Origin of the sequence: Amycolatopsis heterodermiae, from assembly GCF_034929455.1 — a bacterium.
GTDB classification, from domain to species: Bacteria; Actinomycetota; Actinomycetes; order Mycobacteriales; family Pseudonocardiaceae; genus Amycolatopsis; species Amycolatopsis heterodermiae.
The window spans coordinates 92,865-114,632 of sequence record NZ_JAYFSI010000018.1; the positions used below are offsets into that span (position 1 = coordinate 92,865).

Here is a 21,768-nt window from a genome sequence, read left to right on the forward strand (position 1 = left end):
CCCCTGTGCTTGACACCCGGCTGTCCTCTGTGGACCGGCGCTAGGGCACGATCTCCATCTGGGCCATCATCCCGATCGAGGAATGGTCCAGGAAGTGGCAGTGGAACGGGTACTTGCCCAGGTAGTCGGTGAACGTCGCCTGCACCCGGACCGTTTCGCCCGGCATGACCAGCACCGTGTCCTTGCGGCCCGCGTCGTCCGGCGTCGGCGCCGCGCCGTCGCGGGAGAGCACCCGGAACTGCTCGAGGTGCAGGTGGAACGTGTGCGGGGCGCCCCACACCGTGTCGGTGTTGGTGACGTTCCAGATCTCCGTCGCGCCCCGCTTGACCTGGAAGTCCACCCGGTTCGGGTCGTAGGGCAGGTCGTTGACGAGGCCGACGTTGCCCGAGTCGTCGAACCGCATCGTGACGTTCCGCTCGACGGTCGGGGTGCCCAGCGCGGGCAGCGCCCGCAGCGTGGCGGGCACCCGGCTGGTGTCGGCCGCGGTGCGCGTCACGTCGAACCGGAGCACCGGGCCCGACACGTCGGAGAGCACGAACTTCGAGCCGATCGCCTGCCGGGAGAAGTCGATCACGATGTCGACGCGTTCCCCGGAGGTGAACGTGATGTCCGAGCGCGTCACCGGCGCCGGCAGCAGGCCGCCGTCGGAACCGATCTGCACCATCGGGAGACCGCCGAGGGTGAGCCGGAACCCGCGTTCGTTGCCCGTGTTGAGCAGGCGGAACCGGTACTTGCGCGCGGCCACCTGGAAGTACGGCGCCGCGACGCCGTTGACGAGCACCGTGGTGCGGTCCGGCACGGAGCTCGGCCAGACCAGGGTGCCGTTGGCGTCGATCTGGGCGTCGCGGATCATGATCGGCACGTCGTACTGCCCGCTGGGCAGGTTCAGCGCGGCTTCCGCGGGGTCGTCGATGATGTAGAAGCCGTGCAGTCCCTTGTAGACGTTCTCGGCCTCGGCCCCGTGCGAGTGGTCGTGGTACCAGAGCGTCGCGCCCTGCTGCTTGTTCGGGTAGTGGTACGTGCGGCTCGCGCCGGGGGCGATCAGGTCCATCGGGTAGCCGTCGTCGGCCGAGGCGTTGTGGCCGCCGTGCAGGTGCACGTTGGACGTCACGTCCAGCTGGTTGGTGAACGTGACCTCGACCGGGGTGCCCGTCTTGGCGCGGATGGTCGGCCCGACGAACGTGCCGCCGAAGGTCCGCACCGGCGTCGGCTTGCCGGGCGTGAACGCGAACTGCGCGGTCTTGATGGGGATCCGGTAGACGTCGGTGCCGTCACTCCGGCGCGTGGGCGTCAGCTGCTGCGGTACCGGCATGCACTGCGTGAACTGCGCGGCCACGCGGGTCCCGGCGGCGGCCGGTGCGCCGCCGGCCGCCGCCCCGTGCCCGGTGTGGTCCGGTGCGCTCGTGGTTGCCCCCGCGCTCATTGCCGAAGGCATCAGCGCCACGCCCCCCACGACGCCACCCGCCGTCATCCACCCCAGAAGTTTTCTTCGGTTCAACATTGTCCGCTCCTCGGAGCTCATTGTTTCTTCTTGGCACCGCATTCCGGTGCGCTCCCCACCGCGATCCTCTGCGGTCCGCTGGGCGTGGGCATCTCTGTGGATGCGGAAGAAGCCAAGGAAACGGACGATCAATGCACAACGAATGGCCGCGGCCGGACGGCCGCGACCACGCTGTCTTTCCGTGCGCGAGCTATTCCGCACCGTCACCCGAGTAGTGACGAACCCGGCACCGGGAGTGAGATCGGTCATTCACGCAAAGAGAATGGGCCCGGCCGCGTGGCCGAGCCCATTCTGTCCTTCCGTGCGCGATTGGTTCCGCACCGTCACCTGGGCGCCTCGAGCGGAACCGAGTTCGCCAGCCCGCCGTCCACCCCGAGGTCCTGGCCGGTGATGAAGGACGACCGCGGCGACAGCAGGAAGGTCACCGCTTCGGCGATGTCCTCGGGCCGGCCGAACCGGCCGAGCGGGATCTGCGTGCGGAACGCGGTGCGCGCCTCCTCGGTCGGGGCGAGGCCGTCGAGCATGTCCGTCTCGATGTAGCCCGGGCTGACCGCGTTGACCCGGATTCCCTGGCCTGCCAGGTCGGAGGCGAGCGAGCGGGCCAGGTTGGTCGCGGCGGCCTTCGTCGCGGAGTACAGCGAGGCGGGGCCCACGCCGCGGTGCGCGAGGAAGGTCCCGTTGATCACGACGGCGCCGCCGGCGTCGAACAGCGTCACCGCCTTCTGGATCGTGAAGAAAGCGCCCTTGAAGTTGACGGTGGAGATCTGGTCGAAATCGGCCTCGGTGACCACCGCGGTCGGGCCGCCGTAAGCCAGCCCGGCATTGGCGAAAACACCGTCCAGCCGGCCGAAACGATTCCGGATCCGGCTGACCAGCTCGTCGAGCTCGTCGGTGCGGGCCACGTCCGTGGCCACGGCGAGAACCCGATCACCAGTGGGATCCAGCTCCTTCGCCGCGACTTCGAGGCGCTCGATGCGGCGCCCGGCGATCACCACGTTCGCCCCCGCCTCGACCAGTTGCGTCGCGGTGGCAAGACCAATGCCGCTCCCACCGCCGGTAATGAGAACCGTCTTACCTACGAATTCAGACATGCAGCCAGGTTCACGCCTGCGGCGGACGCACGGCGTCTTCCCCGTTGCGTTGTTCCTGCCGGCGGGCAATGGAGGAGAAAGTCCTTCACCGGCCCCGACCCCGCAACGGCAGAGAAGCCTGTCACCGCAGGCGGTGTGATGCTTGCAGGACGGCCGAATCCGCCGGCGACACGATGTGAGGGCCCCTCAGGTATGACAACCACGAAATCAGGGAGGTGACCGCGATGGGCCAGGAAGCTGGGACCCGCGCGGTGGTGCTCGGAGGCAGCATTGCCGGCCTGTTCGCAGCCAGGGTGCTCGCGGACGCCTACGACGAGGTGCAGATCGTCGACCGGGACAAGCTCGTCGGCGTCAAGGGCGTCCGGCGGTTCTGCCCGCAGAGCCACCAGGCCAACGGCCTGCTCGCCCGCGGCGTGCAGGTGATGGAGGAGCTCTTCCCGGGGCTCACGCAGGAGATGATCGACAACGGCGTGCCGACCGGCGACCTGTCCGGCAGCTGCCGGTGGTACGCCCGGGGCAACCGCCTCAAGCAGCAGCACGCGGGCCTGACCACCCTCGGGGTGGTGCGGCCGATGTTCGAGTACTTCATCCGCGAGCGCGTGCAGCAGATCCCCAACGTGAAGTTCATCGAGGAGCACGACATCCTCGGCCTGACCACGTCGGCGGACAAGAGCCAGGTCACCGGCGCCCGGGTGCAGAAGCGCGGCACCGACACCGACGAGGTCATCGACGCCGACCTGGTGGTCGACGCCACCGGCCGCGGCTCGCGGACCCCGGTCTGGCTGGAGCAGCTCGGCTACGAGAAGCCGTTCGAGGAGCGCAAGAAGATCGACCTCGGCTACGTGACGCAGCACTTCCGCCTGCGCGAGGGCGCCAACGGCTTCGTCAACGACGTCGCGATCAACCAGATCGCGCACGACGTCGCGCCCCGCGGCAACGTCTTCTTCCTGGTGGAGGACGGCAAGGTCGAGCTGACCACCTACGGCATCCTCGGCGACCACCCGCCCACCGAGTACAACGCGCTCATGGGGTGGCTGAAGGCGTTGCCCGTCAAGGACGTCTACAACACCCTGCGGTACGCGGACCCGGTCGACAAGGCGATGCCGTTCAAGTTCCCGACGACGCTGCGCCGCCACTACCAGAAGCTGCGCCGCTTCCCCGAGGGCCTGCTCGTCACCGGCGACGCCGTCACCACGTTCAACCCGGTGTACGCCCAGGGCATGAGCGTCGCCGCGCTGTGCGCGCTGGTGCTGCGCCAGCACCTGCACAGCGGGGCCGCCCCGGTGCCGCAGGACTACTTCCGGGACCTGGCCACCGACGCCATCGACCAGGCGTGGGAGATGACCAACCAGATCGACCTGAGCCTGCCGGGCGTCGAGGGCGAGCGCACGTTCAAGGTCAAGATGGGCAACTGGTTCCTGCGCCGGGTGCAGATCGCCGCGACGCGCGACGGCAGCATCACCGCCGAGTACTTCAAGACCGCCGGCCTCGTCCAGAAGCCGGAGGCGATGATGCGACCGGGCTTCGCGCTCAAGGTGCTGTGGAAGTCGCTGTTCGGCCCGTCGAAGGAAAGCCGGGTGCAGTTCGAGTTCCCGGTCGCCGAAGGCGTCGAACCGGCGTTCGGCGGCGAGGCCGCCGAGCTGCCGAAGGCGGCATGACCGCACCGACCGTTCCCCTCGGCCACGGGAGTCCCGCCGGGACTCCCGTGGCCGTGCCCGTGAGGGCGATCCCACCACTGGAGTGCCGATGACCACCGCGCACCGGACCTGTCCCATCTGCGACGCCGTCTGCGGACTGAAGATCGACCTCGACCCCGCCGGCCGCGTCACGAAGGTGCGCGGTGACGAGCAGGACCCGTTCACCAAGGGCTACATCTGCCCGAAGGGCGCGAGCCTGGGCAACCTCGACGAGGACCCGGACCGGTTGCGCCACCCCATGATCCGCGAGGGCGACGAGTGGCGGGAAGCCTCCTGGGACGAGGCGTTCGCGGCCGTCGAGCGCGGGATCACCGGTGTCATCGAGAAGTACGGCCGGGACGCGGTCGCCGTCTACTTCGGCAACCCGACCTACCACACGATGGCCGGGTTCCTGTACCGCATCCCGCTGATCCAGTCGCTGGCGTCCAAGAACGTCTACTCCTCCGGCACGATCGACCACATGCCCAAGCACGTCGCCTGTGCCCACCTCTACGGCGACCCGTTCGCCATCGCCGTGCCGGACATCGACCGGACCGACTACCTGCTCGTCCTCGGCGCGAACCCGATGGAGTCGCACGGTTCCCTGTTCTGCGCCCCGGACATGCCGGCGCGGCTGCGGGCGCTGCGCAAGCGCGGCGGCAAGCTGGTCGTGGTCGACCCCCGCCGCACCCGCACCGCGAAGGCCTGCGACGAGCACTTCTTCGTCCGGCCGGGCACGGATTCGGTGCTGCTGCTGGGGATCGTCCACACGCTGCTGCAGGAGAACCTCGCCACGGTCACCCTCGACGTCGCCGGGCTCGACGAGCTCAAGGCGCTGACCGAGGAGTTCTCGCCCGCGGTGGCCGAGCTGGTGTGCGGCGTGCCGGCCGAGGACATCGCGCGGCTCGCGCGCGAGCTGGCCGCGGCGCCGACGGCGGCGGTGTACTCGCGCATGGGCGGGTCGGTCGTCGAGTTCGGGACGATCACGCAGTGGCTCGTCGACGTGATCAACATCCTGACCGGCAACCTCGACAACCCCGGCGGGACGATGTTCACCCGGACCGCCGCGCTCGAGGTGTTCCGCACCGGCCAGCCGTTCGAGTGGGACCGCTGGCGCAGCCGCGTCAAGGGTTTCCCCGAGGTGCTCGGCGAGCTGCCGACCGCGACGCTGCCCGACGAGATCGAGACGCCCGGCGAGGGCCAGGTCCGGGCGCTCATCAACATCGCGGCCAACCAGGTGGTCGCGGCCCCCAACGGGCCGCGGTTCGGGCGGGCGTTCGACGAGCTGGACTTCATGGTCTGCGTCGACCCGTACCTCACCGAGACCACCCGGCGCGCGCACGTGATCCTGCCGCCGCCGCGGATCCTGCAGATGGCGCACTACGACTTCCTCATGCAGATCGTCATGGTGCGCAACTACACCCGCTACTCCCCCGCGGCCCTGCCGCTCGACGACGACCAGCGGTCGGAGGCGGAGATCCTGGCGCGGCTGACGCTGATCGCGGGCGGCGCCCCGCTGCAGGTGCCGGCGGGCGCCGTCGACGAGGGCTTCATCGGCCAGCTGCTCACCGGGGCGACGCAGATGCCCGGCTCCCCGGTGGAGGGCATGGACGTCGAGGTGCTGCGCGCGACGATCGAGGGTGACGACGGCCCGGAGCAGATCCTGGACACCCTGCTGAAGTTCGGCCCGTACGGGCTTTCCCTGGCCAAGCTCAAGGAGCAGCCGCACGGCATCGACCTCGGCCCGCTCGAGCCGCGGCTGAAGGAGCTGGTGTGCAACCCGTCCGGCAAGGTCGAGCTGACGCCGGAGCCGATCGTCGCCGACTTCGCGCGGCTGCGCGCGCGGCTGGCCGAGCCGGTGCCGGAGATGCTGTTGATCGGCCGCCGCCAGCTGCGGTCCAACAACAGCTGGCTGCACAACGTCCCGTCGCTCCTCGGCGGCAGCAACCGGTGCACCTTGCACGTCAACCCGGCCGACGTCACCCGGTACGGCCTGGGCGAGCGGGCGGTCGTGCGCTCGTCGGCCGGTGAGGTGGTCGTCGAGGTCGAGCCGACCGACTCGATCATGCCGGGCGTGGTGAGCCTCCCGCACGGCTGGGGTCACGCGGGCAGCACGCAGCGCGTCGCCGCGCAGCACCCCGGGGTCAACGCGAACGCGCTGACCGACGAGCTGGTCGTGGACGTCCCGTCGGGCAACGCGGTCTTCAACGGCGTGCCGGTCACGGTCGGCCCGTACCCGGCCTAGCCCTGCCCTGCCGCACTGGTCGTCCCGGAGTCCGGCACCCCGGCGTAGCCGGGCAGCTCGACGCCGTTGAGCGCGCGTTCGACCAGCTCGGTGAGCGCCTCCATGTCGGGCTCCGGGCTCGGCGCGGCGTCCGGCGCCGCCGCGGCGAGGCTGTCCACGTGCATCCGGCCGATCTCCTGGTTGGCCTCGACGAACGAGCGCATCCGCGCCTCGTAGGCGGCGAACCCCGCCGCCGGGTCCCACCCGGCGGCGGCCAGCTCCCCGGCCAGCAGGTAGGCGCCGACCAGGGCCAGCCCGGTGCCCTGCCCGGACATCGGCGACGCGCAGAACGCCGCGTCCCCGAGCAGCCCCACCCGGCCGCTCGACCAGCGGTCCAGCACCACCTGGGCGACCTGGTCGAGGTAGAAGTCCGGGGTGTCGTCCAGGTGCGCGAGGATGCGCGGGGTCAGCCAGCCCAGGCCGGCCACCCGCTCGCGCAGCAGCACCTTCTGGGCCTCGATGTCGCGGTAGTCGACGTCGAAGTCCGCCGCGGGGAACGAGAACATGGCCATCGCCCGGGTGGCGTCGCCGATGGGCCGCAGGCTCGCGGAGCGCCCGGTCGCCTTGTCCTGGTGGTCGAGCAGCCAGCGATCCAGCCCGAACTCGTTGGGCACGCTGTAGAAGGCGAGCACGAGCCCGAGGTGGCGGACGAACCGCTCGCGCGGCCCGAAGACCATCCCCCGCAGCGACGAGTGCAGCCCGTCGGCCCCGATCACCAGCTCGAAGCGCCGCCGGTCACCACCGGCGAAGACCACGTCGACGCCGTCGGCGTCCTGGGTGAGCTCGGCGATCCGGTCACCGAAGACGTACTCGACACCGTCGCGGGTGTCGTCGTAGAGCACCTGGGACAGGTCGCCGCGCAGGATCTCGATCTCCGAGATGTACCCGTCGCCGCCGTCGTCCTCCGCGCTGAAGGTCTCGAGCACGGTCCCGTCCGCGTCCACTGTGTACGCGCCGGCGGTCTCGGTGCGGGCCGCGCGCACCGGCGCGTCCAGCCCCATCCGCACGATGACCTCCTTGGTCACCCCGCGCGCGTCCACCGCCTGCCCGCCGGGACGCAGCCCGGGCGCCCGCTCGACGACGGTCACCTCGGCCCCCCGCCGGCGCAGCCAGTGGGCCAGCGCCGGCCCCGCGATGCTCGCCCCCGCCACCAGAACCCTGATACCGCTCACCCGTGCCCCCAGTCCACCGTCCGGCTTTCGGTCCGGATTGTACGGTGGCCCGCGGCCCAGACCCGCGAACGACGCGATCCCGGCGTCAGCGGCCGCCGAAACGCCGGAAAAGGCGCGAATGAGGCGATCTCGCGCCGAGCCGCCGGGGCCTCACCCGGCTCCGCCCTTGGCCGGCGCGATGCCGATGCAGCGGCGCGATCCAGGCGCCGAACCGGCGCGACTTTCAGCGCCGGCGGTGCCTCACCCGGCTCCACCCTCGGCCGGCGCGATGCCAAGGCAGCGGCGCGATCCCGGGCCGAGCCGCCGCAACCAGGAACCGGTCACCGAGCGCCGAACCGCAGGGGCAGGCTGTTCGGCCCGTGGATCCCGATCGGCGGCCGCCACGTGAACGGACCCGCGAACTCCGGCGCGCCCAACCGAGCCGCCAGCGCCGGCAGCGCCTCACCCAGTTCCGCCTTCGCCAGCGCGATGCCGAGGCAATGATGGGGTCCCGCCCCGAACTGCAGGAGCGGTGCGGCGAGGGAAGCCGTGATGTCGAACGTGGCTCCGTCGCCGAAGACGCGTGGGTCGCGCTGGGCAGCCGTCACCACCATGGTGAGGAAGGTGCCCTCCGCGATGTGCAGGCCCTCGAAGTCGAAGTCCTGCGCGGCGAACCGGTAGATCGTCGGGGACGACGGCAGCCAGCGCATGACCTCGTCGACCGCCCGGTCGGCGAGGTCGGGACGGCTTCCCAGCAGCCGCCACTGGTCCGGGTGGCCGGCGAAGGCGACCATCGCGTTGGCGAGCTGGTGGCGGGTCGTGTCGTGCGCCGCGAACACCGTGGTGACGATCAGGTTGCGCAGCTCCGCCGGGCTGATCAGCGGGTCCTCCCGCTGGGCGGCGACGAGCGCGGAGACGAGGTCGTCGCCCGGCTCGGCCTTCTTGGCCTCGATCAGCTCGTCGATGTACTTGTTGAGCCCGACCAGCGCGGTCTCGACGCGGGTCACGACGTCGCCGCCGAGCGCGATGCTGAACACCAGGCCGATGTCCGTCGTCCAGGTGTGGAAGACGTCGTGGTCCTCGGGCGGCACGCCGAGCATTTCGCTCATCACGGCCAGCGGCAACGGGTTGGCGAACTCCTCGATGAAGTCGCACTCCGCCGCCGACGCCAGGTGCCCGGCCAGCTCCCGCGCCCGGTCCCGGACGAACGGCCGCAGCCCCTCGATCATCCGCGGGGTGAAGGCCTTGCCCACCAGGCCGCGCAGGCGGCGGTGGTGCTCGCCGTCGTGGTTCATGATCATCGGGACGAACCAGTCGTGGATCGGCCCGCCGGAGACGCCGTTCATCTCCATGAAGCGCTTGCCGTTGTGGTCGAGGCGCTGGTCGCGCAGCAACGCGCGCGCCTCGGCGTAGCGCAGCACGAGGAGGCCGACCGGGCTGTCCGCGTACCAGTTCTTCGCCTGCGCCTCGGCCACTTCCGGGGTGCCGAAACCGAACCCCGGTGCGGTGACGTCCAGGAAGGCGACGTCCGTGCGGTCCATCGTGGCTACTGGGCCGGCGGGGCGAAGTAGTCGCGCACGACGCTGATCTGGTTGTCCATCATGGTCATGAGCGCCTCGACGATGCCCGGCTCGGCGTCGTCGGTCACCATGAACTCCCTGGAGTACTCCAGGAAACTGCGGCCCGGGTCGTTGGTCACCGGGAAGACGCGGTAGGTGGCGACGTAGTCGTACAGGCACAGCACGGGCGCGAGCGTCCGGTAGGTGAGCGAGCGGGCCACGTCGTTGCGCCCGGCGACCTCCTGCTGCACCAGGCCCTGGTTGGCCAGCATGGTGAACTCGTAGCGCGACGGCACCCGCTCCGGCGAGCCGCCCTCGACCCACTCCACACCGCCGACGGTGTCCCCGAAGAGGATCTTCACCAGCTTCAGGACGTCGCGGACCTCGGTCCAGACCGTGTCCGGATCGGCGTCGAGCACGGTCGTCTGGTACATCGTGTGCTTCGGCTTGACAATCACGACATCTCCACGGAGTTGAGGGACCGGTCACCGCACGGTAACCGGAACCCTTGCCACGACGGAACATTCGAGCGTGCGCACCCGCGATCCCGCGCACGGGTAGGGAATTCAGCCGGCCAGGAGGCGGCGGTTCCACCACGTCGGCGGACGGCGGCCGAGCACCTCGGCCAGTTCCTCGATGGACTGCTGCAGCACGCGCAGGTCGTCGGCGAGCAGGGCCTGCGGGCCGTCGCACAGCGCCTCTTCGGGATTGGGGTGGACGTCGACGAGCACGCCGTCCGCGCCGACCGCGACCGCCGCGCGCGAAAGCGGCAGCACGAGGTCGCGCCGCCCGCCGGAGTGCGACGGGTCGATCATCACCGGCAGGTGCGAAAGCCGCTGGACGACCGGCACCGCGGAGATGTCGAGCGTGTTGCGGGTGGCCGTCTCGAACGTGCGGATCCCCCGTTCGCACAGCACGATGTCGAGGTTGCCGCGCTGGGCGATGTACTCGGCGGCCATCAGCCACTCTTCGATGGTGGAGTTCATGCCGCGCTTGAGCAGCACCGGCTTGCCGGCCTCGCCCGCCGCCTGAAGCAGCGCGAAGTTCTGCATGTTCCGGGTGCCGATCTGGAGCATGTCCGCGTACTGGGCGACCATTTCGACGTCGTGCGCCGCGACCACCTCGGTGACCACCGGCAGGCCGGTTTCGGCCCGCACGTCGGACAGGATCCGCAGGCCGAGCTCACCGAGCCCCTGGAACGCGTACGGCGACGTGCGCGGCTTGAACGCGCCGCCGCGCAGCAGGGTCGCGCCCGCGGCCTGCGCCATCCGCGCGGCCTCGAGGGTCTGCTCCGGCGTCTCCACCGCGCACGGCCCGGCGATCAGGGTGATGGTGTCCGGGCCGATCGGCACGCCGCGGACGTGCACCGTGGACCGTTCCTTGTGGTGCTCCAGGCTGACCAGCTTGTACTTCGCGGAGATGCGGGTGACGCTGTGCACCCCCGGCAGCCCGCTGAGGTTGAGCGCCTCGAACCGGTCGACGTCGCCGACCAGCCCGATGATCACCCGGCTCACCCCGCGGCTGACGAAGGCTTCGCCGCCCGCCGCCGTCACCCGGTCGACGACGGCCTCGACGTCTCCTGCCGCGGCATCGGTAGCCATCACGATGACCATGCGTTCTCGCACCCACTCCCGGCCCCGGCCACCACCGGCGGTGACCCGATGGATCGAGCATCCGGCAGCGCGGCGAGCCCCTGCGTCCTCGCGGTTGCGCAGGGCCCGGGGTCAGCTCTCGTCGGTGAGGAACTTCGCCAGGCCGGTGTACCCGCCGTCGTGCAGCCGCTGCCCGGACTCGGTCGCGTAGGCCTCGTCGGCGCGCAGGCCCACGCCCTCCACCATGCGGTTCATGAAGTTGAACAGCGCGCAGACCAGGACGGCGTCGTGCAGGGCGTCCTCGCTCCAGCCGGCGGCGAAGACGGCTTCGGCGTCGGCCTCGGTGATCCGCGACGGGGTGCGGGTCAGCTTGCCGACGTAGGCGAGCACCGGCTTGAGCTTGTCGTCCACCGGCGCCGAGTCGAGGTCGCGCACCGCCGCGGCGAGCGTGCCCTCCGCGACGCCGAAGGCCTCCGCGGTGACCGTGTGGATGCCGTGGCAGTAGTCGCAGCTGTTCACGCCCGAGACGTACGCCGCGATCAGCTCGCGTTCGCCGGCCGTGAAGGGCGAGTCGGCCCGCATCACCTGCTCGTGCAGCTCCAGCAGCGGGCGCGCGGGGCCCGGGTGGGCCTTGAACACGTCCAGCAGCCGGGTCTCAGCCGGCAGGAACTTCAGGTACGACATCGGCTTCTCCGTCTCCGTCGGCGACGCGGTCGACTTCCCCGCGGCGCAGCGAACAGGCAGTCAGGTAGGCGACCGAGGCCGGACCGGCCTCGGGAACGGCGGCGGTGACGCGCGCGGCGGCCTCGGCCCACGCGCGGCGCGGCGAAGCCGACGTCTCGGCCCGGGTTTCGACGAGGTCCCGGACGGCGCGCCAGCGGGCGCGCCCGGCCGCGACCAGGTCGGCGAACCCGAACCCGGCCACCTCGTGCCGGGCCAGGTCGACCGCCTGCGTCACCAGCGCCGGGTCGTCGGCGATCCGGGCGAACCCGAGCCCGGCCAGCAGGCGCCGCGCGTCGAGGCCGAGCAGGATGATGCCGACCTCGGTCGAGGGCGGGTCGTCGATCGGGGGCAGCGCGAACCGGGTGTCAGGCACCGGCCACCACCGGCACCCGCTCGTGGCGCAGGCTGTGCGCGATCGACGCGGCCACCCGCGCGGTCGCCACCCGGTGGCCGTCGATGTTGCGCGCGGCCGGGCCGAGCACCAGCCCGGCCGCCGCGCCGACCACCGAGACCCGGGGCGCGCCGGTGTAACCGAGGGTCCGCTCGTCGAGGGCGGGCCAGCCGTCACGCTCGGCGACGACGTCCGGGGGAAGCAGGCCGCCGCCGATCGACGGGGTCGTCCCGAGGGCCAGCACGGCGCTGTCCGCCTCGATCAGGCGGCCGCTCTCCAGCCGGCACACCACCCCGCCGCTGCCGTCGCCGACCTCCTTGACCGACTCGCCGCGGTGCACGACCAGCCGCCCCTCGGCCTCGGCCTGCTGCAGCCGAGGCCGGAACTCGAACATGATCGACGCGCGCCGGTGGCGGCCCATCAGCTCCAGCCGCCCGGACCGGTCGACCCCGTCGAAGCGCGCGCGGCCTTCGGGGCGGAAGAACGACGAGTTGACGTCGGCGCACTGGTACCGCTCTTCGGTCTCGCGGACCACCCAGTGCACCTCGTGGCCCGCTTCGAGCGAGCCGGTGAGCAGGTGCGCCGCGGTGAGCCCGGCGCCGACCACGATCCGGCGCGACCCGCGAGCCGGCACCGGATCGTCCCAATAGGACACTCCGCGCGGCGGGGTACCACCGCCCCACCAGGCTTCGGGGGCCGAGCGCCGCTCCTCGCCGAGGCAGAGCACGACGTGGGGCGCGGTGACGGTGAACCGGTTCGCGCGCACCGTCACCGCTTCGGCGGTGGGCAGCACTTCGCGCACGGACGCCTGCCACGTCCGCTCCGCGACGTGATGGCTGGTCACCAGGTGGTCGCAGTAGGCCTCGAAGACGTCCACCGGCACGACCGAGCGGTGACCGGCCTGGGCCATCCGGATCTCGCGCCGTTCGACGTCGGTCAGCCGCGACCAGTGCAGCCGCGCGAAGTCCAGCAGCTCGCAGTCGCGGTAGCCCTCGACGCCGGGGTGGTGCTCGTACGGCGAGCGCAGCACCCGCTGGCCCAGCCGGTCGATCCGGTCGAAGAACCGGCCGCACGGGCGGCCGTCGCGGTCGAGGACCACGACGTCGCGCACGCCGTGGTGCCACAGCGCGGACGCGACCGCGAGCCCGGCGGGGCCCGCGCCGACGATGACGACGTCGGCGCTGTTCGCCGGCGCGCCGGCGCGGCCCGGGGTCCGGGGCGCGCCCAGTCGCGGCCAGTCACGCCCGCGGGGCGAGTCCAGCAGGTGCGGCTCCGGCACGAACTTGATCACGGGTCCCCCAGGGTCGCCGTGCCCGCACCCGGGCTCAATCGAGGACGGTGATCGGGACCGCCAGCTCGACCACCGGGCGCTGCTGCATGCCGTTGGCGACCAGCTGCTCGAGGGTCTCCAGGGACTGCTCGGCGCTGTCGGTGGCGATCGGGCTGTAGCGGGAGTAGAAGTACCCCGGCTTGCGGCCGCTCGTCTCCATCGAATACATCTTCAGCACCGCTTCGCCCGGGCGCACCTCACCGTCGTAGAAGGTGAGCCGCCGCTGGTCGGGCGTCATGAAGGACTTCGCGAACTGCGGGGACATCACCGCGGCGCCGGGGTCGTCGACGAACGTCGAGTCCTCGTCCAGCACCGCCTGCATGGCCACCCAGGTCCGGTCGGTCAGGTTCGTCTCGGCCTTGATGACCTGCCAGCGGCCCGCCTCGGGCAGGGACACGCTGATCGAGACGTCGTGGTCGGTGGTGTCGATCGCGCCGGTGATCATCAGGACGCGGCGGCCGAGGTCGGCCACCCCGGTCATCTGGATGTCACGCGCTCGGACCCGGCCGTGGACGTCCAGCCCGGGCAATTCCGGTGACGACATGGTGCAGCCTCCTTGTGACAAGGACCCCAGAAAAAAGGGCTGACCAGCGAACACGAAAAGGCTTTCACACGCCGAGAGACGCTGTCAAGGTGAGGGATACATGATCGACCGCGTGTGATCGCACGCGCCGGGGGACGCCTGCCGTAACCCGTTCGGACTAGGCACCTTCGGGACTGCTCGGCTCCTCGCGAGCTGGGGCGACGTCACCGTCCGTGTGGTCCTGGCCGTCGTCGGGCGCGCCGACGTGGCGGATCTCGAACGACGAGTCGGCGCGCCGGACCAGCACCTTGAGCACCAGCTGCGGCCGCACCGAAACAATCAAATTGCTCCGGTCGCGGGGGTCGCCGAAAATGTCGTAAATCAGGAAAGCGGAACCGTCGCCAATAGCGAACAATGCCTCGTAAACAACATTTCGCTCGGCTTGTGACGCCGATTCAGCCCACTCCTCGAGCAACTCGAGTCCTTCGACGAGCTGGAGGCGCATTGCCATCCGCCGGCCTCCCAACCAACGTCGCGAGGTACCCGGGACGGGGACGCGGGCCGGGCCCGCGCCGGGCCCGGTGACACTCCGGCCCAAACAGCCTCAAGTGTCACCCGGGAAGGGGCCCGCGATCATCTCCGATCGTGCCCTCCCGCACCGGAAGCCCGTGCGGTAGCGGACAAGGTGCGCAGTGCGCAAGTGGTCGCGCCGAAGCCGTGGGGTGTGCACTGGGCGGACAGGAGTTCTGCACGTCCCCTCCCCCGGTGACGACACCGGCGTCCGCATCCGAGGTGCCCCATGACCGAACAGCTCAGTCCGCGCGAGGACTTCGCCCGGGAAGACACCGCGACCGCCCCGCCGCCGCGCCTCCCGGCCCCGCGCGCGCCGGGGGGCGCGGCCGAGCGCCAGCGCACCTGCGCCGCGTGCGGGGCGCGGTTCGAGCCGGGGCAGCGGACCGGGCTCGAGGTGCTGGTCGACGGCGAAGTCCGTTACGTGGCCGTACATCGCGGCCACAGCACCCACGCCGCCGCGCGCGAGCGGCAGGCCACGTCCCGGCTGCGCGCGATCCGGCCGCAGGAGCACGACGCGGCGGCGTGAGGCGCCGGTTCCCGCACAGCGGGAGACGTGTTCGGCGGCCCGCCGGTGCGAACCTGGACGTACCGGCCGGTCGCGGGTGTCCCCGCTTCCGGCCCGTTTCCCCGTGCCCGCCCGCGGTTCTCGTCGCTCGCGCCGAAAGGAAGCACCATGACCACGCACGAGGCATCGGCCGCCGACCAGGCAGCCGTCGCAGTGATGACCCAGAAGATGCTCGCCGCCTGGGCCCACGGTGACGCGTCGGCGATCGCCGATCTGTTCACCGACGACGGCACCCTGATCCTGCCGGGCATCTTCCGGCAGGGCCGCCAGGACATCAAGGCCTACTTCACCGACGCGTTCGCCACCACCTACGCCGGTACCCAGGTCGTCGGCAAGCCGATCAGCCTGCGCTTCTTCGGTCCCGACACCGCGCTGCTGCTCTCTTCCGGCGGCGTCCTGTCCGAGGGCGAGACCGAGGTCTCCGACGAGCAGGCCATCCGGGCCGGCTGGTTCGCCGTGCGCACCGACGGCCAGTGGCGGCTCGCCGCCTACCAGAACAGCACCGCGAAGACCGGCCTGCCGAACCCGGGCACCGGCGCATGACCGGCGCCACCCGCCGCGTTCCGCCGGGACCGCCGCGCCGGGCGGCCCCGGGGATCCTCCGCAAGCTCCGCGCGGACCGGCTGGGCCTGATGAGCGAGGCAGTCCGCGAGTACGGCGACGCGGTGCGGGTGGCGATCGGCCCGAAGACGCTCTACATCTTCAACCACCCCGACCACGCCAAGCACGTGCTCGCCGACAACGCGGCGAACTACCACAAGGGCATCGGCTACACCGAGGCCAAGCGGGCGCTGGGCGACGGGCTGCTGACGTCGGAAGGCGCGCTGTGGAAGGAACAGCGGCGCACCATCCAGCCGGTGTTCCAGCACAAGCGGATCGCCGCACAGGCCGACGTGATCATCGACGAGGCCCTCGGCCTGGTCGAGCGGCTCGCCGTCCACCGCGACAGCGGCCGCCCGGCGGACGTGCTGTCCGAGGTCACCGCGCTCACCCTCGGCGTGCTCGGCAGCACCCTGCTGGACACCGACCTCAGCGCGTTCGACGCGGTCGAGCACTCCTTCGAGGCCGTGCAGGACCAGGCCATGTTCGAGATGGAGACGCTCGGCATGGTGCCGCGGTGGCTGCCGCTGAAGGGGCAGCGCGCGTTCCGGTCGGCCCGGGAGCACCTCCAGCACGTCGTGGGGCTCCTCGTGGCGAAGCGGAAGGCCGAGCCGTCCGCGACCGGTGACGACGTGCTGACCCGGCTCATCGCCTCCACCGCCAAGGAGACCGACAAGCGGGTCGCCGACCGCCGCATGCGTGACGAGCTGGTGACGCTGCTGCTGGCCGGGCACGAGACGACGGCCAGCACGGTCGGCTGGACGCTGGACCACGTGAGCAGGCACCCGGAGGTCCGGGACCGGCTGCACGAGGAGGCGGTGGCCGTCTACGGCGACCGCCGTCCGGCCTACGAGGACCTGACCAAGCTGCGGTACACGCACATGGTGCTGCAGGAGGCCATGCGGCTGAACCCGCCGGTGTGGATCCTGCCGCGCCGCGCGCTCGCCGACGACGAGGTCGGCGGCTACCACGTGCCGGCCGGCTCGGAAGTCCTCATCTGCCCGTACATCCTGCACCGGCACCCGCGGTACTGGCCGGAGCCGGAGCGGTTCGACCCGGAGCGCTTCGACCCGGACGTGCCGGCCGACCGGCCGCGCTACGCGCACATCCCGTTCGGCGCCGGTCCGCGGTTCTGCGTCGGGAACCACCTGGGCATGATGGAGGCCACCTTCATCATCTCCTCCCTGATGCGCGACCTGCGGTTCGACCCGGTGCCCGGGTTCACGGTCAAGCCGGAACCGATGATGTCGCTGCGCCTCGGCGGCGGGCTCTCCCTGACCGTCCGCTCGTTCCCCGACGCCGGCCGTGCCGCGGCCTGACCTCCTCGGACATCGCGAAAGTGAGTGAACATGACTGAGCAGGCGGAGCACGGCTACGGCCGGCCCGAAGACCACCCGAAGGCGGCGGATTTCGCGAAGCTGCGCGCCGCCATCGCCGACGAGGGCGTCCGGGAGCACTTCCCGTTCCGCTTCCTGGCGGCCAACGAGACGTTCGGCCGCCTCGTCGACGCGACCGCCCACCGGATCCTCTCCGCGATCGGCGCCCTGCCGACCACCGCCGGCACCTCGGTCCCGCAGGCCAAGCAGGAGCTGTCGATCCCGTGGCGCCGGACGATCCCCCTGCACTTCCTGTACGAAAAGCTGTCGGACTCGGGGATCTTCGCCCGGGAAGGCGGCCGGTACGTGCCCGGCACGGTGGCCGTCCCGTCGTTCGACGACGTCGCCGCCGAGCTCGCCGCGCGGGAACCGGGTGCCGCCGTCGCCGTCGAGATCCTGCGGACGCTCGTCGACGAGGCGAAGACGTTCTTCGCCGGTGAGGCGACCGGCGACGAGATCCTCTTCGCGCCCGCCCAGCTCCCGCTGTGGCTGAAGTACTTCTCCAACGACAACCTGCTGTACTCCATCAACAACAAGGTCGGCGCGGAAGCGCTTTCCCGGCTCGCGGCCGAGGCGGGCGGCGGCCCGTTCGAGATCCTCGAGATCGGCGGCGGCTGCGGCAGCGGCGCCGAGCAGGTGCTGCGCACGCTCGGCTCCGACGTCACGCGCTACCGGTTCACCGAGGTCGCGGAGACCTTCGCCCGCCACGGCGAGAAGGCGGCCGCCGCGGCCGCGTCGCCGTCGACGACGGTCGAGTCGGCCCGCATCGACATGACGCTGCCCTGGGAGTCTCAGGGCGTCGAGCCGGGCACGTTCGACGCGGTGTACGCGGTGAACTGCTTCCACGTGGCGCCCGACCTCGACTTCGTCGTCGCCGAGGCGGCGAAGGCGCTGAAGCCGGGCGGGGCGGTCGTCGTGTCCGAGTGCGTGCGCCCGACGAAGCTCGCGCGGCCGATCCACGCCGAGATCATCTTCGACTTCCTGGACAGCTTCACCGACGTCATCACCGACCCGGTGAAGCGGCCGACGCACGGCTTCCTCACCCCGGCGGCCTGGCGCGCCACGTTCGAGGCGGCCGGCCTGGGCGACGTCACGATCCTGCCCGACGTCGACGCGATCGCCGAGGAGTACCCGGACTTCGTGGTGGGAGCCGTCATCGCCCGCGCGAACACCGCCGAATAGGGAGCCCGTGATGGTCGCAGGTTTGGTCCGGTTCGCGGTGCGCAGGTCGCTTCGCGACACGAGGCACGTCCAGGTGGTGCCGCGGCACCGGGCCCGCGGCCTGGTCGCCGCCGTCTACCGGCAGGTGGAACGGGACTTCAGCATGCTCGCGCCGCCGGTGGCGCTGCACTCGGCGGCCCCGGAGGCGATGGCCGCGGCGTGGGCGATCCTGCGGGAGACCCTGCTGGCGCCGGGCAAGGCCGACCGGGCGGGCAAGGAGGCCGTGGCCACCGGGGTGTCCGAGGCCAACAGCTGCCCGTACTGCGTCGACGTCCACGGCATGACGCTCGCCGCCATCCCGGCCGGCGAGTCCGACCGGGAGGCGCTCGAGAAGTGGGCCCGGGTCTCGGCGACCGGGCCGGCGGGCGTCCCGCCGTTCCCGCCGGAGCAGGCGCCCGAGCTGATCGGCGTCGCGGTGGCGTTCCAGTACTACAACCGCGTGGTCAACGTGTTCCTGCGCGATTCGCCGTTCCCGTCCCACGTGCCGGAGTCGGCGAAGCCGCAGGCGCGGAAGGTCCTGGGCGGCGTGCTGCGGCCGTCGGGCAAGACCCCGCAGCCGGGGGTGTCGGTGGAGCTGCTGCCGGCCGCGCCGGTGCCGGAGGACCTGCACTGGGCGCGCCCGAACGCCCTCGTGGCCGACGCGTTCGCCCGCGCCTACGCGGCCGCGGAGGCGGCGGGCGAACGCTCGGTGCCGCCCGCGGTGCGCACGCTGCTGCACGAGCGGCTGTCCACTTGGGACGGTCAGGCCCCGGGGCTCAGCCGGTCCTGGCTCGAGGAGGCCGTCACCGGTCTCGACGAGGCGGACCGCCCGGCGGGCCGGCTGGCGCTGGCCATCGCGCTGGCGTCCTACCAGGTCGACGACGCCCTGGTGGAAGCCTTCCGCACCACCGCCCCCGGCGACGACACGCTGATCGAGCTGGCGGCCTGGGCGAGCATGGCCGCGGCCCGCCGGATCAGCACCTGGGTGGCCGGCCCCACCTGACCCGCCCCCCAAAAAAAAGCCGGCCCGGCGCCACCGCGCCGGGCCGGCTTCCCCATACCCACCCACCCAAACGCGTACTTGGCCGGACGACTCCCGTATCCCAGTGGACGACACGCGTACCTGGATGGACGACACACGCACCTGGCGAGTCGGCTTCTCAAATCGCAAATCCCGCTCCCAGTCACGCGAGTCCCGTTCCCCATCACGCGAGTCCCGCCCCGAGTCACGCGGGTACCGAGTCGAATCACGCGAGCCGGCTCAAGAAGCACGCGTGTCGACCTCCCGATCACGCGTGTCGACCCCGGAATCACGTGTCGGCGCCCCAATCACGCGAGCCGACTTGGGAATCACGCGTGCCGACCCTCCGAACACGCGATTCGACCACGTGCGGGGAGAGCCGACTCGTGATTGGGGAGTCGACACGTGTGATTGGGGCGCCGACACGCGTGATTGGAGGGTCGACACACCTCCCGGACTGGCATGTCGTCCGGCTGGGTACGCGTGTCGTCCGGCTGGGTACGTGTGTGGGGCGGGGTTAGTGCGGGAGGGCGGAGCGGCGCCAGGCGCCGGGGCCGGGGCTCCAGGTCTCGCCGGCCCACGGCGAACGCGGGGGCGGCACCTCCTCGGCCGCCGCGGCGCACCGGACGAGGACGGCCACCAGGGCCGCCAGGCTCGCGTCGTCCGGTGCGCCGCGTACGACCAGCACCAGTTCGTCCACAGTGGACATCACAACTCCGTCAGATCGGCAGGTTGCCGTGCTTGCGGGAGGGTCCGGGCTTGCGCTTGTCCTGGAGCATCGCCAGCCCGCGGGCGATCGCGGCGCGGGTGTCGGCCGGGTCGATGATGTCGTCGACCAGGCCGCGCTCGGCCGAGTACTGCGGGTTGAGGTACTCCTCGGTGTACTCCGCGACGAGCCGGGCGCGCAGCGCCGCCGGGTCCGCCGCGGCCGCGAGGTCCCGGCGGTAGAGCACGTTCACCGCGCCCTCGGCACCCATCACCGCGATCTCGTTCGTCGGCCACGCCAGGGAGAGGTCGCACCCGATGGACCGCGAGTCCATCACGATGTACGCGCCGCCGTACGCCTTGCGCAGGATCACCTGGATCCGCGGCACGGTCGCCTCGCAGTAGGCGTGCAGCAGCTGCGCGCCCTGGCGGATGATCCCGCTCCGCTCCTGCTCGACGCCGGGCAGGAAACCCGGGACGTCGACCAGGCTGACCAGCGGGATGCCGAAGGCGTCGCAGAACCGCACGAACCGCGCGGCCTTCTGCGCGGCCGGCCCGTCGAGCACCCCGGCGAGCACCACCGGCTGGTTGCCGACGAGCCCGACGACGCGGCCGTCGATGCGCGCGAGCGCGCACAGGACGTTGCGGGCCCAGCCGGCGTGCACCTCGAAGAACTCGCCGTCGTCGGCGACCTCGGCGAACACCTCGCGCATGTCGTAGGGCTGGTTCGGCGACGGCGGGACGATCTCCGCCAGCCGGGGCCGGTAGTCGTCCGCCGCGCCGGTCCGGGCCGTCGCGGGCGCCGGCTCGAGGTAGTTCGACGGCAGCAGGGAGATCAGGTAGCGGACGTCGGCGAGGCAGTCCTCCTCGTCGTCGTGCACCACGGTGGCGACGCCCGAATGCGTGCCGTGGACGTCGGCGCCGCCGAGCTCTTCGTGGCTGACGCGCCGTCCGGTGACGGCCTCGACGACGTCGGGACCGGTCAGGTACATCCGGGCGGTGTCGCGCACCATGAACGTGAAGTCGGCCAGCGCCGGCGAGTAGGCGGCACCGCCGGCGCACGGCCCGAGGATCACGCTGATCTGCGGGATGACGCCGGAGGCCTCGACCTGGCGGCGGAAGATCCCGCCGTAGCCGTTCAGCGCGAGCACGCCCTCCTGGATGCGCGCGCCGCCGCTGTCGTTCAGGCCGATCACCGGGGCGCCGTTCGCGATCGCGAGGTCGAGGATCTTGTGGATCTTCGCCGCGTGCGCCTCCCCCAGCGAGCCGCCGAAGAGCGTGAAGTCCTGGGCGTAGACGAAGACCCGGCGGCCGTCGACCGTGCCGGAGCCGGTGACGACGCCGTCGGTGTACGGCCGGTTGCCGGCCAGCCCCGGCCCCGAGGACCGGTGCCGCCGGTACGGCTCGAGCTCGACGAAGGAGTCTTCGTCGAGCAGGAGCGCGAGCCGTTCACGGGCGGTGAGCTTGCCCAGCGAGTGCTGGCGCCGCACCGCGTCGAGCTTGCCCTCGGCGATGTGCTCCTGCAGCTCGCGACGCCGTTGCCGCAGCGACTGCATGCCGGGCACCCGCTCGGCCGCCGGGGTCAGCGCGATGACCTGGGCGTCGCCGCCCTCCCCGGTGCGGGGAAGACGGCGACGCCCGGTGCGGCTCTCGGACGGCACGGGCACGACGTCCGCCTCGTCGGCGCGGCGTGCGCCGCCGTCGAGGGAACCGCTCACGCGGCATCCCTCATCCGCTCCTGCAGGTCGTGCTCGATCTCGGCGACGATGTCCGACCAGACCACGCCCCGGCCGAGCCGGGGCAGCGGGCGCACGGTCGCCTCGACCGGCGCGGGCGGCACCGGGGTCTCCATGGGTGAACGGGCGTCCTGACGACCTGCGTCGCTGGCGGTCATGGCTCAGCCTCCT

General features: G+C 71.7%; 21 protein-coding genes. 7 read left to right on the forward strand and 14 right to left on the reverse strand.

Annotated elements, in window-relative coordinates; translation table 11 throughout:
• Positions 1 to 40: 40 nt before the first annotated feature.
• The gene (locus tag VA596_RS45930) at positions 41 to 1,423 is read right to left on the reverse strand and encodes a multicopper oxidase family protein (RefSeq protein WP_323336545.1); all 1,383 of its coding nucleotides are present in this window, start codon (positions 1,421 to 1,423) and stop codon (positions 41 to 43) included.
• Positions 1,424 to 1,824: 401 nt separating this feature from the next.
• Positions 1,825 to 2,661 (reverse strand): SDR family NAD(P)-dependent oxidoreductase, encoded by an 837-nt coding sequence (locus tag VA596_RS45935; RefSeq protein WP_323336547.1) that lies wholly within the window; start codon positions 2,659 to 2,661, stop codon positions 1,825 to 1,827.
• Positions 2,662 to 2,816: 155 nt separating this feature from the next.
• On the opposite strand from VA596_RS45935, the gene VA596_RS45940 reads away from it, so the two are divergent.
• Positions 2,817 to 4,250, forward strand: coding sequence for an FAD-dependent oxidoreductase (locus VA596_RS45940; protein WP_323336549.1), 1,434 nt, complete (start codon positions 2,817 to 2,819; stop codon positions 4,248 to 4,250).
• An 88-nt stretch (positions 4,251 to 4,338) separates the two neighbouring features.
• Positions 4,339 to 6,513, forward strand: a complete 2,175-nt coding sequence (locus VA596_RS45945) for a molybdopterin oxidoreductase family protein (protein ID WP_323336551.1) — start codon at positions 4,339 to 4,341, stop codon at positions 6,511 to 6,513.
• On the opposite strand, the gene VA596_RS45950 is transcribed toward VA596_RS45945, so the two are convergent.
• From VA596_RS45950 to VA596_RS45990, 9 genes are all read right to left on the reverse strand, one after another.
• Positions 6,510 to 7,724, reverse strand: coding sequence for an FAD-dependent monooxygenase (locus tag VA596_RS45950; protein ID WP_323336553.1), 1,215 nt, complete (start codon positions 7,722 to 7,724; stop codon positions 6,510 to 6,512). The genes VA596_RS45945 and VA596_RS45950 overlap by 4 nt on opposite strands.
• A gap of 320 nt (positions 7,725 to 8,044) precedes the next feature.
• On the reverse strand, positions 8,045 to 9,244 hold the full coding sequence (locus tag VA596_RS45955) for a cytochrome P450 (RefSeq protein ID WP_323336555.1): 1,200 nt from the start codon (positions 9,242 to 9,244) through the stop codon (positions 8,045 to 8,047).
• Positions 9,245 to 9,249: 5 nt separating this feature from the next.
• Positions 9,250 to 9,720 (reverse strand): SRPBCC family protein, encoded by a 471-nt coding sequence (locus VA596_RS45960; RefSeq protein WP_323336557.1) that lies wholly within the window; start codon positions 9,718 to 9,720, stop codon positions 9,250 to 9,252.
• Between the two features lie 108 nt (positions 9,721 to 9,828).
• The gene (gene aroF, locus VA596_RS45965; protein WP_323336560.1) at positions 9,829 to 10,863 is read right to left on the reverse strand and encodes a 3-deoxy-7-phosphoheptulonate synthase; all 1,035 of its coding nucleotides are present in this window, start codon (positions 10,861 to 10,863) and stop codon (positions 9,829 to 9,831) included.
• Positions 10,864 to 10,986: 123 nt separating this feature from the next.
• A complete protein-coding gene (locus VA596_RS45970) occupies positions 10,987 to 11,538 on the reverse strand; it encodes a carboxymuconolactone decarboxylase family protein (RefSeq protein WP_323336562.1) in 552 nt (183 codons plus the stop codon).
• Positions 11,510 to 11,950 carry a DUF6187 family protein gene (locus VA596_RS45975; RefSeq protein WP_323336564.1) on the reverse strand — a complete coding sequence of 147 codons (441 nt, stop codon included), beginning with the start codon at positions 11,948 to 11,950 and terminating at the stop codon, positions 11,510 to 11,512. The genes VA596_RS45970 and VA596_RS45975 overlap by 29 nt, the downstream gene beginning before the upstream one ends.
• Entirely contained in the window at positions 11,943 to 13,259 is a 1,317-nt protein-coding gene (locus tag VA596_RS45980; protein ID WP_323336566.1) for an NAD(P)-binding protein, read from the reverse strand. The genes VA596_RS45975 and VA596_RS45980 overlap by 8 nt, the downstream gene beginning before the upstream one ends.
• Before the next feature lie 34 nt (positions 13,260 to 13,293).
• A complete protein-coding gene (locus tag VA596_RS45985) occupies positions 13,294 to 13,779 on the reverse strand; it encodes a DUF6423 family protein (protein WP_323336650.1) in 486 nt (161 codons plus the stop codon).
• A gap of 220 nt (positions 13,780 to 13,999) precedes the next feature.
• Complete coding sequence (locus VA596_RS45990) at positions 14,000 to 14,332, reverse strand: DUF6235 family protein (protein WP_323336568.1); 333 nt, start codon at positions 14,330 to 14,332, stop codon at positions 14,000 to 14,002.
• A 288-nt stretch (positions 14,333 to 14,620) separates the two neighbouring features.
• Between VA596_RS45990 and VA596_RS45995 the strand changes: the two genes are divergently transcribed.
• From VA596_RS45995 to VA596_RS46015, 5 genes are all read left to right on the forward strand, one after another.
• The gene (locus tag VA596_RS45995; RefSeq protein ID WP_323336570.1) at positions 14,621 to 14,920 is read left to right on the forward strand and encodes a hypothetical protein; all 300 of its coding nucleotides are present in this window, start codon (positions 14,621 to 14,623) and stop codon (positions 14,918 to 14,920) included.
• Positions 14,921 to 15,067: 147 nt separating this feature from the next.
• Entirely contained in the window at positions 15,068 to 15,502 is a 435-nt protein-coding gene (locus VA596_RS46000) for an SgcJ/EcaC family oxidoreductase (RefSeq protein WP_323336572.1), read from the forward strand.
• The gene (locus tag VA596_RS46005; protein WP_323336574.1) at positions 15,499 to 16,878 is read left to right on the forward strand and encodes a cytochrome P450; all 1,380 of its coding nucleotides are present in this window, start codon (positions 15,499 to 15,501) and stop codon (positions 16,876 to 16,878) included. The genes VA596_RS46000 and VA596_RS46005 overlap by 4 nt, the downstream gene beginning before the upstream one ends.
• 30 nt (positions 16,879 to 16,908) lie before the next feature.
• On the forward strand, positions 16,909 to 18,117 hold the full coding sequence (locus VA596_RS46010) for a class I SAM-dependent methyltransferase (protein ID WP_323336576.1): 1,209 nt from the start codon (positions 16,909 to 16,911) through the stop codon (positions 18,115 to 18,117).
• Between the two features lie 10 nt (positions 18,118 to 18,127).
• Positions 18,128 to 19,138, forward strand: coding sequence for a carboxymuconolactone decarboxylase family protein (locus VA596_RS46015; RefSeq protein ID WP_323336578.1), 1,011 nt, complete (start codon positions 18,128 to 18,130; stop codon positions 19,136 to 19,138).
• Positions 19,139 to 19,673: 535 nt separating this feature from the next.
• On the opposite strand, the gene VA596_RS46020 is transcribed toward VA596_RS46015, so the two are convergent.
• Genes VA596_RS46020 through VA596_RS46030 form a run of 3 tightly spaced genes read right to left on the reverse strand, consistent with a single transcriptional unit; the run spans position 19,674 to position 21,755 of the window.
• Complete coding sequence (locus VA596_RS46020) at positions 19,674 to 19,865, reverse strand: acyl-CoA carboxylase subunit epsilon (protein WP_323336580.1); 192 nt, start codon at positions 19,863 to 19,865, stop codon at positions 19,674 to 19,676.
• A 10-nt stretch (positions 19,866 to 19,875) separates the two neighbouring features.
• Positions 19,876 to 21,579, reverse strand: a complete 1,704-nt coding sequence (locus tag VA596_RS46025) for an acyl-CoA carboxylase subunit beta (protein WP_323336582.1) — start codon at positions 21,577 to 21,579, stop codon at positions 19,876 to 19,878.
• The gene (locus tag VA596_RS46030; protein WP_323336584.1) at positions 21,576 to 21,755 is read right to left on the reverse strand and encodes a DUF6222 family protein; all 180 of its coding nucleotides are present in this window, start codon (positions 21,753 to 21,755) and stop codon (positions 21,576 to 21,578) included. Before VA596_RS46030 ends, VA596_RS46025 begins: the two co-directional genes overlap by 4 nt.
• Positions 21,756 to 21,768: the final 13 nt, after the last annotated feature.